Raw genomic sequence first — 16,152 nt, 5'->3', positions numbered from 1 at the left:
AGGGGTGTATGATGGGGAAGAATTCACGACTCGGTTGGCGCGTGACTGCAAAGGGCGGCGTGTCGCTTCTCGCGCTGATCGGCGCGGCCCCGGCATTCGCGCAAGACGCCGCGGCGGTGAGCGAAGACCAGAGCGGCGCCATCGTCGTCACCGGCCGGCGCGCTGCGTTGCAGTCCGCCGACGACCGCAAACGCAATGCCGAGACGATCATCGACTCGGTGGTCGCCGACGACGCGGGCAAGCTTCCCGACAATTCGATCACCGAAGTGCTGCAGCGCGTGTCCGGCGTCACCATCGTCCGTTTCGCCGCTCTCAACGATCCGGATCACTATTCGGTCGAAGGCGCGGGCATCCAGGTCCGCGGCCTCACCGGAGTGGCATCGCGGCTCAATGGCCGCGAGATCTTCAGCGCCAATAACGGCCGCGCGCTCCAGTTCGCCGATGTCACGCCCGAGCTGATGGCGGCGGTGGACGTGTACAAGGCGTCGACGGCCGATCTGATCGAAGGCGGCACCGGCGGCCAGATCGACCTGCGCACCAAGGTTCCATTCGATTATTCGAAGGGATTCCACGTTGCCGCCACCGGCGATCTCAGCATGGGCGACCTTGCGCGCGAAGCCGATTTCTCCGGCTCGATCCTCGCGACCGCGCGCTGGTCCACGCCGATCGGCGAGATCGGCATATTGGGCGACTATGCCTATAGCCGGCTCAGCTCGAACTCGCACTTCTTTCGCGTCGAGCCGTATTTCAGGACGCGGATCAGCGGCACGGACTATTACGTTCCCGGCGGCTACACCTTCGGCGAAGAGCAGTTCCAGCGGACGCGGATCGGCATCTACGGCGCGGTGCAATGGGCGCCCTCGCCCGACCTGACCTTCACCGGTACCTTCTTCCAGTCGCGGTACAAGAACCGGTCGGGCGACTGGGGCTCGTTCGTCGCGTCGCAAAATCTGGCGGTCGATCCGGCGAACAGCAGCTTCGACGCCGACAACATCCTGATTTCGTCGCCGTCGCTCTTCAATCGCGATCCCGCCACCTTCCTGCCGGGAGGGTCGATCACCACCGGTGGCAACAAGGGCGCCTATGCCAGCAATACGCGCACGCGCGACTATTCGCTGAGCTTCAACTGGTCGCCGGCGGACAGCCCGTTGTCGGTCAGGGGCGCGCTCCAGCGCGTCGAATCGTCGCAGATATTCACGCGCCTCGACGTGTTTCGCGACGTGGCGTTTCCGTCGGGCTTCGGACTCGACCTGAGCGGAGACCTGCCCAAAGTCAGCGTGCCCGCGGGCACGCAGGCGGCGTTCCTCAATCCGGCCAATTACTTCTGGACGGCGACGATGCCGCACGACGAGGACAATCAGGGCCGCCTCGATTCAGCCAGCCTCGATCTCGAATACAAGTTCGACAACAGCTTCTTCCGCTCGATCAAGGCCGGCGGGCGCTATGCCGAGCGGACCGAACGCGACCTCGCCAACGGCTATAATTGGTCGGCGCTGGGCCGTGGCTGGAACGGCGATCCGCAGCTGACCTATGCCAATGCCGCGCCCGGCGATGTCGAGTTGCACGTCTTCAAGAACTTCTTCCACGGGCAAGCGGCGCTCCCCGCCAATCTGATGTTCGCCACCGACGATCTGGTCCGCCAGTTCGACCGGAACCTGCTCCACTCGCCGCCGCCCACCGGATTCTGCACCGGCATTGAGTTCGATTGTTCGGCCGCGGGCCCGCTGCAGAACTCGACCTATGGCGGCGCCGGCATCCGGCCGGTCGGCTTCGTCCTCCCCGGCGACCAGGTCGACAACAAGACGCGGACCGCGGCCGGCTATGTGCTCGCCCGCTTCGGTTCGACCGAGCGGGGCGGCATTTCGGGCAATGTCGGCGTCCGTGTCGTCAATATCCGCAACGAGGGGAGCGGCTATATCCAGCAGAACGCCGCGACCTTCGTGCGCAACGGCCAGACCCAGGCACTGGGCGCGCAGGCGATCCCGCGCGGCGGCAAGGTGAATTTCACCTATGCCCTGCCCTCGATCAATCTGGAGTTCGCGCCGAGCGCGGACACCAAGATCCGTGCGGGCTACAATATCACGCTCGACCTGCCGACCTTCCAGGCACTGCGCGCGTCGGGCTCGATCGGCGTGGCGACGACCGCCAACCCCGCCGGAGGCAACGCACCGGCGCTGTTCACCAACTTCACTGCGGACACCGGTAACCCGCTGCTCAAGCCGACGCTGTCGAACAATTTCGACCTGTCGTTCGAATGGTATCCGGGATCGGGCACCACCTTCCATCTGGCGCCCTTCTACAAGCGACTCACCAACCTGCCGATCTATTCGCTGACGACGCGCGACGTGACCGTGGTCTTCACCAACGGGACCAGCGAAAACGTCACCGCCACGGCATCGGACTATCTGAACTCGACAGAGGCGGCGACGGTGAAGGGCGTCGAGGTCGGCGGCCGCATCTTCTTCGACATGCTGCCGGGCCTTCTCGGCGGCCTTGGGTTCGAGGGCAATTATACCTTCATCGACAGCAAGAATCCGGGCGATCTGTATCGCGATATCAACGGCGTGATACGCAACGACGCGCCGCTCGTGGGTCTGTCGAAGCACAATTTCAACGCGACCCTGCTGTACGAGCGCAAGACGGTGTCGGCGCGGATCGCCTATTCGTGGCGCTCGCGCTATTTGCAGTCGACCAACAGCAACGGCACCAACCCGACCTACACTTTCTACACCGCCGCCAACGTCAACAATGGCGGCGTCCAGATCGCATTGCCGGTCTATGGCGGGAATTATGGTCAGCTCGAAGCCGGGGTGCGCTTCAAGATCACCGAGAATTTCTCCTTCGGGATCCAGGGGACCAACCTTCTCAATTCGATGCAGCGCACGCTGATGGGAGGATATCCCGGCGGCAAGCTGCTCGGGCGCAGCTGGTTCCAGACCGACAGGCGTATCAGCACCGGGATCAATCTGGCATTCTGACACCCTCCCTGGTGGCGGGCGCGTCCAGCCCGCCACCACCTTTTGCTCGGAGTGCATTGATGGTTTCCGATCGCCGGCGAATCCTGATCGTGGGAGGCGGGACCGCAGGCTGGCTGACCGCCGGATATCTCGCCCGCATGCTCGGCGCCGACCGCCCCGGCGGGGTTGCGATCACTTTGGTCGAATCGCACGATATCGGCATTCTCGGCGTCGGCGAGGGGACGTTTCCGACGATCCGCAAGACGCTTTCACGGATCGGTATCGACGAAGCCGCGCTGGTCCGCCGCTGCGGCGCCACGTTCAAGCAGGGCGCCAAGTTCGTTCATTGGCGGCACGCGCCCGGCACGCCGGGACCCGATCACTATCTTCACGCCTTTCAGGAAACCGACGACCACGCCGGGCCCGAGCTGCTGCCTTATTGGCTGCTCGGCCTGGCCGGCGATGCGAATTGGGACGACGTGAACACGCCGCAGAAGCGCGCGGCCGACGCGCACCGCGCGCCCAAATTGCCGAGCCACGCCGATTTTCTCGGCCCGCTCAACTACGCCTTTCATTTCGATGCGGTGTCGCTCGCCGTGCTGCTGCGCGAGCAGGGCGTCGCCAACGGCGTGACGCATCTGGTCGATACGGTGCAGGAAGTGCTGCTCGGCGAGGACGGGGCGATTGCCGGCGTCCGCGGCGCCGAGAGCGGCGTGTTGACCGCGGACCTCTATATCGACTGCACCGGCTTTCGCGCCGAACTGATCGGCAAGGCGCTCGGCCAGCCGTGGAAGTCCTGCCGCGACACGCTGTTCTGCGACGGTGCAGTGGCGATCCAGGTTCCTTACGCCCAGCCGGACGATCCGATTGCGTCCTACACCATCTCCACCGCGCAGCAGGCGGGATGGATCTGGGACATCGGGCTCGCGACCCGGCGCGGCATCGGCCATGTCTATTCGTCCGCACATTGCGATGCGGAAGCGGCGGAAAAGGCGCTACGCGACTATGTCGGTCCCGCAGGCGCCGCACTGGAAACGCGCCGCTTCCGTTTCGATGCCGGCTATCGCGAAGTGAATTGGGTCAAGAATTGCGTCGCGGTCGGCCTCTCCAGCGGATTTTTCGAACCGCTCGAGGCGACCGGGATCGTCTTCTCCGAAGTCGCCGCCGGCATGATCGCAAATCTATTCCCCTGGGCCGGCGATTTCGAGACCTCGGCGCGCCAGTTCAATGCCAACATGCGCCGCCGCTACGCGCGCGCGCTCGACTTCATCAAGCTGCATTATTTCCTCAGCGCGCGGCGCGACAGCGCTTTCTGGACCGACAATACGGATCCATCCTCGGCGCCCGACAGCCTCAAGGAACTGCTCGATCGCTGGCGGTTCCGGCCGCCCAACGAAATCGACATCGACCGCAACGTCGACATCTTCACTGAGTCGAGCTGGCAATATGTGCTGTACGGGATGGGCTGGAAGACCGATTTGTCGGCAAAGGCGGGCGTCTATCGGTTCGCCAACGAGGCGCGTGCCGCGTTCGCCGAAATCCGGCGCCAGGGCGATTTTGCCATCCGCCAGCTTCCCTCCAACCGCGAGCTGGTCCGCTTCGCCCAGGGCTCGGGCTTCGGCAAGGGCGCGCACGCCGCGTGACCGGCCCCATCCCGGAGGCGCCGCTGTCGCGCATCGTGATCGTCGGCGGTGGATCCGCCGGCTGGATGACCGCGGCGGCGCTCGCGCGGCTGGTCGCGGCCGGCCTGGCGATCACGCTCGTCGAATCCGACGAGATCGGCACGATCGGAGTAGGCGAGGCGACCATTCCTCCACTGGTCGATTTCAACGCGGCTCTTGGCATCGACGAGAATGCGTTCGTCGCGGCGACCCAGGGCACCTTCAAGCTGGGCATCGAGTTCCGGGACTGGGGCCATCCGGGCAATCGCTACGTCCATCCCTTCGGCAACTATGGCCGGCAGACCCAGGGCATCAATTTCCACCAGATCTGGCTCCGGCAGCGCCTTCTCGGCGTCGCCGAGACCGATCCGGGACCGTTCGATCTCTACGCGATCTCGATCGCAGCCGCGGCGCGCGGCCGCTTCACGAAGCCCGCCGGCGACCCCGAGGGAGTGCTGCAAGGTCTCGCTTATGCCTATCATTTCGATGCCGGGCTCTATGCAGAGTTCCTGCGCATGCGTGCGGAGGCACAGGGCGTGCGACGAGTCGAAGGCAAGGTGGTACGAGTAGAGCAATCGAGCGACACTGGCTTCCTGAGCGCCGTGGTGCTCGAGGGCGGCCGGCGGATCGAGGGCGATCTGTTCATCGACTGCAGCGGTTTTCGCGCGCTGCTGATCGGCGAAACGCTCGGAGTCCCGTATCGCAGCTGGCGGCATTGGTTGCCATGCGACCGCGCCGTCGCGGTGCCGAGCGCGGCAGTCGCGCCGCCGGTGCCCTATACGCGCTCGACCGCGGACAAGGCGGGGTGGCGCTGGCGCATCCCGCTGCAGCACCGCGTCGGCAACGGCCATGTCTATTCGAGCGCGCATCTCGAAGACGAAGCGGCGGCGCGGGCGCTGCTCGACAGGCTCGACGGCGCGCCGCTGGCCGAGCCGCGTACCCTGCGCTTCACCGCCGGACGCCGCGAGAAATTATGGGAGAAGAACTGCATCGCGATCGGGCTATCGGCGGGGTTCATCGAACCGCTCGAATCCACCAGCATCCACTTGATCCAGTCGGGCATCGTCCGGCTGATGGCATCGTTTCCCGACCGCAATTTCGCGGCCGTGGAAATCGCGGAATATAATCGCTGGCTCATCGACGAATATGAGAATGTCCGCGACTTCATCGTGCTGCATTATCATGCGAGCACCCGCAGCGATTCCGACTTCTGGAATGACTGCCGGGCGATGGACATCCCCGACAGCCTCGCCGCCAGGCTCGATCTCTGGCGCGGCAAGGGACGCGTCTTCCGCGGCTTCAATGCGCTTTTCACTGAGGAAAGCTGGACCGCGGTGCTGTTGGGTCAGGGGGTCATGCCCGCGGATTCGGATCCGCTGGTCGCCATGCTCCCGGTCGACGAAACCACGCGGTTCCTGACGCATATGCGGAACATCATCGCGCAGACCGCCGAGGCAATGCCGCGGCACGAGGAGTATATCGCCCGTCATTGCGCAGCGGCGGGGACCACATCGTGAGCGCAATGCGCGCGCGTTCCGAAACAACAAGGGAAAAGCCATGATCCTACGCCGTCTTCTGCTCGCCGGTTCGGCGCTGGTGGCGACACCGGCGGCCGCCCAGTCGCTCGCGACCATGGATCGCAACGGCGGCCTGGTGTCGGTCGAGGCCTATGGCCCGAACATCGTCCATGTGACGATTGCACTCGACCCCAAGGAGATCGATCGGGGACCGGGCTACGGCATTGACGCCCCACCCGATCCGGTGGGCTGGACGCACCGCAGCGACGCGACCGGCGACGTCTTTACCTCTTCGGCGCTGCGCGTGACCGTCGATGCCAAGCCCTGGCCCAAGCCGCCGACTCAGATGGAGCGCTATTTCGTGCCGTCGCTCCCGCCGGTCTCGATCTCGGTCGCGGGTGCCAACGGACGCGACATCACGCGGATGAACGGATGGGAGCTCGCGCCGCAGACCGTGAACGGCGAGAAGACCTTCCGCGTCGGCGCGAGCTTCGCCGACACGCCGGACACGCATTATTACGGCCTCGGCCAGAATCAGGAGGGGATTCTCGATCTCCGCGGCCGCACGATCGACTGCCGCCACAATTACGATGCGCCGGCGGGCGAAACCGTGTGCGTGCCGTTCCTCGTCACCAACAAGGGTTATGGCATCGTCTGGGACAATCCCGCGGCGACGACCGTATCGCCGGGGCTGCACAGCGCGACGCGCTTCCAGTCGCAGGTCGGCGAACGGGTGTCCTTCTTCGTGATCACCGGCCGGACCACCGACGAGATCTATGCCGGCTATGCCAGGCTCACCGGCGCGACGCCGCTGCCCCCCAAGGCCGCGTTCGGCCTGATCCAGAGCAAGGCGCGCTACGAGAGCCGCGACGAGCTTATGCGGATCGCGCAGGGCTATCGCAGCCGCAACTATCCGCTCGACGTGATGGTGCTCGACTGGTTCCACTGGACCCGGATGGGCCAGATGGACATCGACCGGAACGCCTTCCCAGATCCCGCGGGCATGAATCGACAACTCCACGATTGGGGGATGCATTCGATGATCAGCGTGTGGCCACGCTACGAGCGCGAATCGCGCTATTTCAACATGCTTTCGGCCAAGGGCTGGCTGCTCAAGGATGCCGATGGGCAGACCGCCGACGGGCTGCCGATCCGCTCGGATCGCGCCGGGGCGTTGCTCGACAGCACCAATCCCGAGGCGCGTGAATGGTTCTGGGGCAAGATCCGCGACAATATCGCCAGCGAAGGCTTCGACTGGTTCTGGCTAGACGAGACCGAGCCCGATCTGGTGCCAGCCGGCCATTTCTATTCGATCGGTTCGGGGGATCGCTATTACAATCTCTATCCGCTGGTGCACACGATGGGGGTGGCCGACGGGTCGGCGCGTGATCGCCCCAACAAGCGCAATCTGATCCTCGCGCGCGCCGCCTATCTCGGCACGCAGCGCAGCGGCGCGATTTTCTGGTCGTCGGACACCGAGGGCAGCTGGGAGGCGCTGCGCCGGCAGGTGCCGACGGGCCTCAACTTCGCCGCCAGCGGCCATGCTTATTGGAGCAGCGATACCGGCGGCTGGCAATGGCCGCACGGTCCCAAGGCCGAGCGCCCGGTACTGATCGATCCCGACGGGGCGACGGCGATGGGGCAGGATTATAAAGATTATCCCGAGCTGTTCGTGCGCTGGTTCCAGTACAACAGCTTCACGCCGACATTGCGCATCCATGGACAGCGCCCGGCAACCGCGATCTGGGAATATGGCGCCGCCGCCGAACCGATCCTCGCCGATTATCTGCGGCTTCGCTACGCGTTCATCCCCTATCTCTACTCGCTCGGCCGGCAGACCTATGAGACCGGCGCCCCGTTCATGCGCGCGCTGTTCATGGACTTTCCCGATGATCCGGCCGTCGTGAATATCGGCGACCAATATATGCTCGGGCCCGCCTTCCTGGTGGCGCCGGTGACCGATCAGGGGCGCACCAGCCGCCGCGTCTATCTCCCCAAGGGAAGCGACTGGTACGATTACTGGACCAACCGTCGCTATACCGGCGGCCAGACCATCGACGCGGCGGCGCCGATCGACCGTATTCCGGTCTATGTCCGCGCCGGGTCGATCGTGCCGATGGGTGCGGCGGTATCGAGCACCGCGGAAAAGCAAAAGCTGCAGGCGATCCGCGTCTATCCAGGCCGCGACGCGCGGTTCATCCTGTATGACGATGACGGCACCACCAATGCCTATCGCCGGGGCGGCGGAACCAAGACCGAACTCGTCTGGGACGAGCGCAGTCGGAAGCTTTCCAGCGCGACCAGGCTGCCGCTTGGGCAGGAGGTCAGGCCACTCGTGCAGATCATGAGCGCTCCCGCGCCATGAGCAATGCGGGAAAAGGAACGGCGCGAATGGCGCGACTTTTGGCGGCCCTTGCGCTGGCGTTCGCGACATTCGCGATTGTGCCTGCGGGCGCGCAAGAGGCGCCCCGCCTGGTTACGCGCGACGGTCGCCATGCGCTGTTCGTCGACGGCGCGCCGTTTCTGATGCTCGCGGCGCAGGCCAATAATTCGAGCAACTATCCCGCGATGCTGCCCCAGGTCTGGCCGGTGATCGAGGCGATGCACGCCAACACGCTCGAGATGCCGATCGCCTGGGAGCAAATCGAGCCGGTCGAGGGACAATTCGACTTCTCCTTCCTCGATACGCTGGTCGAGCAGGCGCGCGCGCGGAGGCTGCGGCTGGTATTGCTGTGGTTCGCGACGTGGAAGAATACCGGCGCCAGCTACGCGCCCGAATGGGTGAAACGCGACCCCGCGCGCTTCCCGCGGATGAAGAAGCCCGACGGCACGGCGCATTATGCGCTGAGCCCGCATGGGCGGAACACGCTCGAAGCCGACAAGCGCGCCTTTGTCGCGATGCTGCGGCATCTCGCCAGGATCGATCCCGGCCATGTCGTCATCATGGTGCAGCCCGAGAACGAGGCGGGCAGCTATCGCCTCGCGCGCGACCACGCACCCGAGGCCGACCGTCTGTTCAACGCTGCGGTCCCTGCCGAGCTCGTCCGCGCGCTCGAGCTCGAACCGGGGACCTGGACCGCCGTCTTCGGCAAGCGGGCCGAGCAATATTTCCAGACCTGGCACCTCGCCCGCTTCATCGACGCGGTCGCGGCCGCGGGTAAGGCCGCGAAGCCGCTGCCGATGTATGTCAACGCGGCACTGGGCGACGCCTTCACCGACGAGGGCGGCAATGTCGGTCCCTCGGGCGGGCCGAACTGGAACGTGATCCCGCTATGGAAGGCGGCGGCGCCGCACATCGATCTGCTCGCGCCCGACATCTACACGCGCAATGCGCCGGCGGTGGAGAGCTTCCTCGACAAATATGCGCGGCCCGACAACGCATTGATGGTGCCCGAAATCGGCAACGCGCTGGACTATGCGCGCTTCCTGTGGCCGGCGCTCGGCCGCGGCGCGATCGGCTTTGCGCCTTTCGGGATGGATGCCACCGGCTTCCTCAACTATCCGCTCGGCGCCAAGGCGCTCGACCCCGCGACGATGGCGGCATTCTCAGGCCCCTACGCCCTGCTCGCCCCGATGGCGCGCGACTGGGCGCGCATCGCCTTCGAAAAGCCCGTCTGGGGTACGGCCAAGGGCGCCAAGACCCAAGCCGTGGTTTTCGGCCGCTGGCGGATCGCCGCCGAATATGGCCAATGGCAGATGGGCGAGCCAGACTGGTCGAGCTGGACCAAGGTCGATCCGCACCCGCTGGCCGAGGCGCCGGTCGGGGGCATGGTCGTCGCACAGCTGGAACCCGACACGTTCCTGATCAGCGGAAGCCATGTCCGGGTCCGGCTGGCGCAGGCCCGCCCCGCGCCGAACGAGCAGGCGCAGATCCTCGCCGCCGAGGAAGGCACGTTCGTAGCGGGCAAATGGACGACGCGCCGGCGATGGAATGGCGACCAGACCGATTACGGTCTCAACTTCACCGGGGAGCCGGTGATGCTCAAGGTGACGATGGGCGTATATCGCTAGGTTGATGATCTCAAAATCGTCACCCCCGCGAAAGCGGGGGCCCATCTCCTGCGTGCGCGGCAGATGCACCGGTGCGTTCGCGGACACCGCGGGAGATGGGTCCCCGCTTTCGCGGGGATGACGATAATGGAGATGATTCGCCACCCAGACCATGGCTGCGTCGAGCATGCTCCCCGCCGACACATCCACCAGCCGGCGGGAACATCATCGGGGGGCCGGCGCTTAATGCGGGCTGCGCGCGTTGCGTCAGCCAATATGGGATGTTCGCAAATGACCGCCGACCAACTGGAAATCGATACGCGCAGCGTCTTCGACAATATCGATGCGCGGCAGGTTGAATTCGAAGCCGAGGTGGATGGCGACGACTATCAATTCGCCGTGCAGTACAGCGTCCTCGAAGCGCTGACCGGCGAAGCGCCCGACGGCGATGCCGAGATCAAGTTCAATCAGATGATCGATGCCGTCAAGGACGCGAGCCTGGCTGCCTTGTCGCGCGATTCGGATCGCGAAATCATCGTCGTGAGCGAGAATGATCTCGACCAGTGATGCGTGGCCGGGGGACCTAGTTCTCCGGCACCGTCCTGGCTGCGCGGGCGGCGCCTCTCGCTAGGTTCACTGGTAGCGCAGCGTCCTCTCGAACCCCTCGTTCGCCTTGGTCATCTTGGCCAAATTGCGGAGATGGCCGCGAACATGCCGTTCGAACCGCACATTGTCGTAGATGCCCGTAGCCTGATATTCGTCCTGGCGGGTCAGTTCCTTGACGCGCTTGGCGAATGCTTCCTGATCGTTGGTGCAATCCGCGGCCCTTAGCGCGCGGCACATCCATTCCTCTGCAGCGGCCTTGTCGTAATCGTCCTGCGCCGCGTAGCCGCGCCTGTCCGCCGCCGCCTGATCCAGCCGCGAAGCCTCGAAGCGGCGCTCCAGCCATTTGCGGACCCGTTCGCCATCCCATGCCCCAGGCGGATTCGTCATTGCTCTCTCCAGACGGAATCCGCCCTGCCCCAATCCATGCGGTAAGGACAGCGGCTATGGGAGGCTTTGGTTGCGGTAGCCCACGCTCCCGCGCAACGTCAGCTCGTCCAGCAACACCTGCACCCGCTGCGGCAGGTTCTCGGATCGCCCGACATAGATGGCGTGGAACACTTCGCTTGCGGGCGGTAGGCGATCCGGCAGCAGCGCCACCAGCCGGCCCGCCGCCAGATCGTCGTGAATCGTGAAGCCCGCCAGCCGCGCCGGCGCAACCCCGGCGAGCGCCAATTGCCGAATGCCTTCGCCGTCGTTCACGCGCACCCGATCGACCTCGTTGCGCCCCGGCCGCAACCAGTCGCCCGCCGCGCGCGGATAGGAAAAGCCCAACCGGTCATGTGCGGCGAGATCCTCCGGCGTCGCGGGCATGCCGTGGCGGGCGATCCATGACGGCGCGGCAGCGACGATCAGCGGCGTCTCGCCCAGCGATCGGGCGATCAGACTGGAGTCGCGCAACGGCCCGGCGCGGATCGCCAGATCGGTACGGTCGGCGACCAGATCGCTGATCGCGTCGCTCTGGAGAATGTCGACGCCGATATCCGGATACCGCGCCAGGAAATCCGGAAGCAATGGCGCGAGCACATGTGCGACATAAGAGGCGCTGCTCGCGACCCGCACGCGCCCCGCCGGCAGGCGCGCGCCGCCGGCCTCGCGCTCGGCGGCGTCGATATCGGCGAGGATCGCGGCGGCGCGGGCGTGAAACGCCTCGCCCTCCGCGGTCAGCGCCAGCCGCCGCGTCGAGCGGCGCAGCAGCCGCGTGCCCAGCCGCGCCTCCAGCCGCGCAACCAGCTTGCTCACTGCCGACGGACTAAGCCCCAGCGCACGCGCCGCGCCGGAGAAGTCGCCCGTCTCGACCACCCGGACGAACACCGCCATTTCGGCCGCCCGATTGGGCTCCTTCGCCATGCCTGTTCCCAGCGTTCACAAATGATGTTCCTATTCTCGGTCTAATTCATCGATGCAGCCGGCGCCATAATGATCGGCATGACACGCTCCCGCCCCCCGCTCGCGCTGCTTGCGCTCACTGCCGGTGCCTTCGGCATCGGCGTCACCGAATTCGTCATCATGGGGCTGCTGCGCGAAGTCGGCGCCGATCTCGGCGTGTCGACCAGCGCCGCCGGCTTGCTGATCTCGGGCTATGCGCTCGGCGTGGTCGTCGGCGCGCCGATCCTGACGGTCGCCACTGCGCGCTGGCCGCGCAAGCAGGTCCTGCTCGCGCTGATGGCGATCTTCGTAATCGGCAACGCCGCCTGCGCGCTGGCGCCAAGCTACGGCCTGCTGATGGCGGCGCGCGTCGTCGCGGCGCTGGCACATGGCACTTTCTTCGGCGTCGGCTCGGTCGTCGCAACGCGGCTGGTGCCGCCCGAGCGCAAGGCATCCGCCATCGCGATCATGTTCACCGGCCTCACCGTCGCCAACATCCTCGGCGTGCCGATGGGCACGTGGCTAGGCCAGCAGGCGGGCTGGCGCGCGACCTTCTGGGCAGTAGCGGTCGTGGGCGTGGTCGCGCTCGCGGTGATCGCCGCCGCGGTCCCGGCGGATCGCGACACGCCCGAGCATGCCGATTGGCGGCGCGACCTGCGCGTCCTCGGCCGGCGCCCGGTCCTGCTCGGCCTTGCGACCACGGTGTTCGGCTATGCCGGGGTGTTCGCGGTGTTCACCTATATCGCTCCATTGCTGGTCGAACGCGCCGGCTTCGCTGCCGCCGCGATCTCGCCGATCCTGCTGCTGTTCGGCGGCGGGCTGGTGCTCGGCAACCTTGCCGGCGGCCGGTTCGCGGATCGCGCGCTGGTACCGGCGGTGTTCGCGAGCCTGACCGGGCTCCTCGGGGTGCTCGTGCTGATGGCGCCGTTGCTTACCACCAGGACGGGGGCGCTGATCGGAGTCGCCGCGCTCGGCTTCGCCGCCTTCGCCACGGTTGCGCCGCTCCAGCTCTGGGTGATGTCGAACGCGCGCGGCGCCGGTGAAAGCCTCGCGTCCAGCGTCAACATCGCCGCGTTCAACCTCGGCAACGCGATCGGCGCCTTAGCGGGTGGCGTCGCGCTGTCCCGCATCGGCCTCGGCGCGGTGTCCTGGACCGCCGCGGTCTTCCCGCTCGCCGCCATCGCCGTGGCGCTCGTCGCGGTGCGCCGCCCATCGCATGCGGCCCTGGCATGAACCTGTTGCTCGCCGCCGCGCTCCTGTCTTCCTCCCCGCAGGTCGTGCCGGCCTGGACCGCCAGCCAGCAACCCGTATGGGGCGCCGACTTCCTGTTCCCGACCAATATCCCGCAGCTCGGCGGACGCACGCTGCGCCAGATCGTCCGTCTCGGCATCGGCGGCACGAACGTCCGTATCGTCTTCGCCAATACCTATGGCGCGCAGCCGGTCACATTGGTCGGCGTGCATGCCGCCCCCTCGCGCGGTGGCAGCCGCATCGACTCCACCGCGGATCGGATCGTTCACTTCGGCGGCGAAGACGGCGTGACCATCGCGCCCGGTGCGACGGTTACCAGCGATCCCTTGCCGATCACCGTCGCGGCCGGACACGACCTCGCCATCTCGATCCGCTTCGCCGCGGCGCCCGAGATCGGCAGCTTCCACTGGGACGGCAGGCGCACCGGCTACGTCATCGCGGGCGACCGCATCGCCACGTCCGATCCCGCGGTGGAGACGACTACAACGGCGCGACTGCTCCTCGCCGGCGTGCTGGTCGACGCTCCTGCCGCCAGGGGTACGATCGTGGTGCTCGGCGATTCGATCACCGATGGCGCGGGCGCAACCTTGGACGCGGAGGCGCGCTGGCCCGATTATCTCGCCGCGCGCGCCGCGCCGCAGGGCATCGCCGTAGTCAACGCCGGAATTTCCGGCGCCCGCCTGCTCCGCGACGGCATGGGGGTTGGCGCGCTCGCCCGGTTCGACCGCGACGTTCTGACCCAGCCGGGGATCGCCACTTTGGTGCTCGCGCTCGGAATCAACGACATCGCTTGGCCCGGCACCCCGTTCGACCCGGGGGCAGCCGCAATGGAATTCGACACATTGGCGAGCGGCTATCGCGCGCTGGTCGCCCGCGCACATGGTGCCGGGATTCGGGTCGTCGGCACGACTCTGGCGCCCTTTGCCGACGCGCTGCCCGGCTCGCCGCTCCACGCCACCTATCACAGCCCCGCCAAGGAAGCGCTGCGGCGCCGGATCAATGCCTGGATCCGCGATTCTGGCGCGTTCGACGCCGTCGTCGATTTCGACAGGGTCCTTCAAGACCCCGCACGGCCACACCATCTCGCACCGGCTTATGACAGCGGCGACCATCTCCACCCCGGCGACGCCGGCAACCGGGCGATGGCCGATGCAGTCCCCCTCTCCATTCTGATCGAAGGACCGACCTCATGAACATCGACCTCAGCGGCAAGATCGCGCTCGTCACCGGCTCGACCGAAGGCATCGGCTTCGCCATCGCACAGGGCCTAGCCCGGGCGGGCGCGACCGCCATCGTCAACGGTCGAACCCAGGCGAATGTCGACGCCGCCGTCGCGCGGATCGGCGGCAACGCGCGCGGCGTCGCGACCGATCTCGGTAGTGCAGAGGGTCATGCCGCGCTCGTCGCCGCGGTGCCGCAGGCCGATATCGTCGTCAGCAATCTCGGCATCTTCCAGCCCGCCGACTTCTTCGACACCGACGATGCGACCTGGGATCGCCACTGGCAAGTCAACGTGATGGCCGGCGTGCGCCTCGCCCGCACCTATCTGCCCGGCATGGAGGCGAAGGGCTGGGGACGCTTCCTGCTGCTCGCATCCGAGTCGGCGTTCAACATCCCGGTCGAGATGATCCACTATGGCGTCAGCAAGACTGCCGATGTCGCGCTCGCCCGCGGGCTCGCCAAGCGGATGGCGGGAACGGGAGTGACGGTGAACTCGGTGCTGCCCGGCCCGACTTTATCCGAAGGCGTCGAGGCGATGCTGGAAGCCGAACGCGTCAAATCGGGCAAGCCGATCGAGGAAGTCGCCACTGCCTTCGTCCAGGAGCACCGTTCGGGCTCGATCATCCAGCGTGCCGCGCGCGTCGAGGAAGTGGCGAACATGGTCGTCTACCTTGCCTCGCCATTCGCCTCGGCCACCACCGGTGCCGCCTTGCGCGTCGATGGCGGCGTCATCGATACGCTGATGTGATCCGGAAAGCCGCTCCCGCGAGCGGTGGCGTGCGGGTTCGGCACCGTCCTCACGTGCCGAGTTCGATCCACACCGGCGCATGATCGCTGCTCTTCTCCCAGCCGCGGACATGTGCATCCACCTCCGCCGCTTCGAGCATCCTGGCCGCCGGCGCATTGAGCAGGAGATGGTCGATCCGCAATCCCGCGTTGCGCGCATAGGCGTTCCGGAAATAGTCCCAGAAGGTGTAGATCGTCTCGTCGGGGTGCCGCGTGCGCAGCGCGTCGGTCCAGCCCTGGTCGAGCATCCGGAAATAAGCGGCCCTTACTTCGGGCGCGAACAAGGCGTCGTCGAGCCAGCGCTCGGGCTTGTAGACGTCGCGGTCCGTCGGCATCACATTGTAATCGCCTGCGATCACCACCGGCACGTCCATGCCGATCAGCGTCGCGGCATGCGCGATCAGCCGATCGAACCATGCTAGCTTATAGTCGAATTTGGGCCCCGGCCGGGGATTGCCGTTGGGCAGATACAACCCGCCGACCAGCACGCCGTTCACCGCCGCTTCGAGGTACCGGCTTTGGCCATCCTCGGGATCGCCGGGCAGCCCGCGGCGAGTCTCGACCGGATCGCAGCCGCGCGCGAGGATCGCCACGCCGTTCCAGCTCTTCTGCCCATGCCAGATCGCGCCATAGCCGGCATCGCGGATCGCCTGCTCCGGAAACTTCTCGTCGGGGGCCTTGAGCTCCTGCAGGCACACCACATCGGGTGCGCTCTCCTCGAGCCAGCGCAGCAGCACCGGCAGACGGCCGTTGACGCCGTTCACATTATAGGTCGCTATCCGCACGCCGTTCTCCTTG

Annotated in this window: 12 protein-coding genes; 9 read left to right on the top strand and 3 right to left on the bottom strand. The window is 66.4% G+C overall.

Annotated elements, in window-relative coordinates:
• Positions 1 to 8 precede the first annotated feature (8 nt).
• The 6 genes from E5A73_RS05570 to E5A73_RS05545 all read left to right on the top strand — a co-directional run bounded on the left by E5A73_RS05570 (position 9) and on the right by E5A73_RS05545 (position 10,692).
• Entirely contained in the window at positions 9 to 2,978 is a 2,970-nt protein-coding gene (locus tag E5A73_RS05570; protein ID WP_168355818.1) for a TonB-dependent receptor, read from the top strand.
• A gap of 59 nt (positions 2,979 to 3,037) precedes the next feature.
• Positions 3,038 to 4,600, top strand: a complete 1,563-nt coding sequence (locus E5A73_RS05565; RefSeq protein ID WP_135962804.1) for a tryptophan halogenase family protein — start codon at positions 3,038 to 3,040, stop codon at positions 4,598 to 4,600.
• Entirely contained in the window at positions 4,597 to 6,135 is a 1,539-nt protein-coding gene (locus E5A73_RS05560; protein WP_206366391.1) for a tryptophan halogenase family protein, read from the top strand. Before E5A73_RS05565 ends, E5A73_RS05560 begins: the two co-directional genes overlap by 4 nt.
• 40 nt (positions 6,136 to 6,175) lie before the next feature.
• The gene (locus E5A73_RS05555) at positions 6,176 to 8,500 is read left to right on the top strand and encodes a glycoside hydrolase family 31 protein (RefSeq protein ID WP_135962803.1); all 2,325 of its coding nucleotides are present in this window, start codon (positions 6,176 to 6,178) and stop codon (positions 8,498 to 8,500) included.
• A 26-nt stretch (positions 8,501 to 8,526) separates the two neighbouring features.
• Positions 8,527 to 10,146, top strand: a complete 1,620-nt coding sequence (locus E5A73_RS05550) for a DUF5597 domain-containing protein (RefSeq protein ID WP_240700046.1) — start codon at positions 8,527 to 8,529, stop codon at positions 10,144 to 10,146.
• Positions 10,147 to 10,272: 126 nt separating this feature from the next.
• Positions 10,273 to 10,692 carry a hypothetical protein gene (locus E5A73_RS05545; protein ID WP_240700045.1) on the top strand — a complete coding sequence of 140 codons (420 nt, stop codon included), beginning with the start codon at positions 10,273 to 10,275 and terminating at the stop codon, positions 10,690 to 10,692.
• A gap of 66 nt (positions 10,693 to 10,758) precedes the next feature.
• Here E5A73_RS05545 and E5A73_RS05540 read toward each other — a convergent pair whose 3' ends face one another.
• Both E5A73_RS05540 and E5A73_RS05535 read right to left on the bottom strand, forming a co-directional pair.
• On the bottom strand, positions 10,759 to 11,118 hold the full coding sequence (locus E5A73_RS05540) for a hypothetical protein (protein ID WP_135962801.1): 360 nt from the start codon (positions 11,116 to 11,118) through the stop codon (positions 10,759 to 10,761).
• A gap of 54 nt (positions 11,119 to 11,172) precedes the next feature.
• Positions 11,173 to 12,078, bottom strand: coding sequence for a LysR family transcriptional regulator (locus tag E5A73_RS05535; RefSeq protein WP_135962800.1), 906 nt, complete (start codon positions 12,076 to 12,078; stop codon positions 11,173 to 11,175).
• Between the two features lie 78 nt (positions 12,079 to 12,156).
• Here E5A73_RS05535 and E5A73_RS21215 point away from each other — a divergent pair, with 78 nt between their 5' ends.
• The 3 genes from E5A73_RS21215 to E5A73_RS05525 are packed head-to-tail and all read left to right on the top strand — an operon-like array spanning position 12,157 to position 15,316.
• Positions 12,157 to 13,329: an MFS transporter gene (locus E5A73_RS21215; protein ID WP_168355817.1), complete on the top strand. Its 1,173-nt coding sequence runs from the start codon at positions 12,157 to 12,159 to the stop codon at positions 13,327 to 13,329.
• Positions 13,326 to 14,540: an SGNH/GDSL hydrolase family protein gene (locus tag E5A73_RS21210; RefSeq protein WP_168355816.1), complete on the top strand. Its 1,215-nt coding sequence runs from the start codon at positions 13,326 to 13,328 to the stop codon at positions 14,538 to 14,540. The genes E5A73_RS21215 and E5A73_RS21210 overlap by 4 nt, the downstream gene beginning before the upstream one ends.
• Positions 14,537 to 15,316: an SDR family NAD(P)-dependent oxidoreductase gene (locus tag E5A73_RS05525; protein ID WP_135962799.1), complete on the top strand. Its 780-nt coding sequence runs from the start codon at positions 14,537 to 14,539 to the stop codon at positions 15,314 to 15,316. The genes E5A73_RS21210 and E5A73_RS05525 overlap by 4 nt, the downstream gene beginning before the upstream one ends.
• 49 nt (positions 15,317 to 15,365) lie before the next feature.
• Here E5A73_RS05525 and xth read toward each other — a convergent pair whose 3' ends face one another.
• The gene (gene xth, locus E5A73_RS05520) at positions 15,366 to 16,139 is read right to left on the bottom strand and encodes an exodeoxyribonuclease III (protein WP_135962798.1); all 774 of its coding nucleotides are present in this window, start codon (positions 16,137 to 16,139) and stop codon (positions 15,366 to 15,368) included.
• Between the last annotated feature and the right edge of the window lie 13 nt (positions 16,140 to 16,152).

The sequence above is a fragment of the Sphingomonas gei genome (genome assembly GCF_004792685.1).
In the GTDB taxonomy this organism is placed as follows: Bacteria; Pseudomonadota; Alphaproteobacteria; order Sphingomonadales; family Sphingomonadaceae; genus Sphingomonas; species Sphingomonas gei.
The sequence above is the reverse complement of the archived record's forward strand: the minus strand, read 5'-3'. Positions and strand labels throughout refer to the sequence as shown.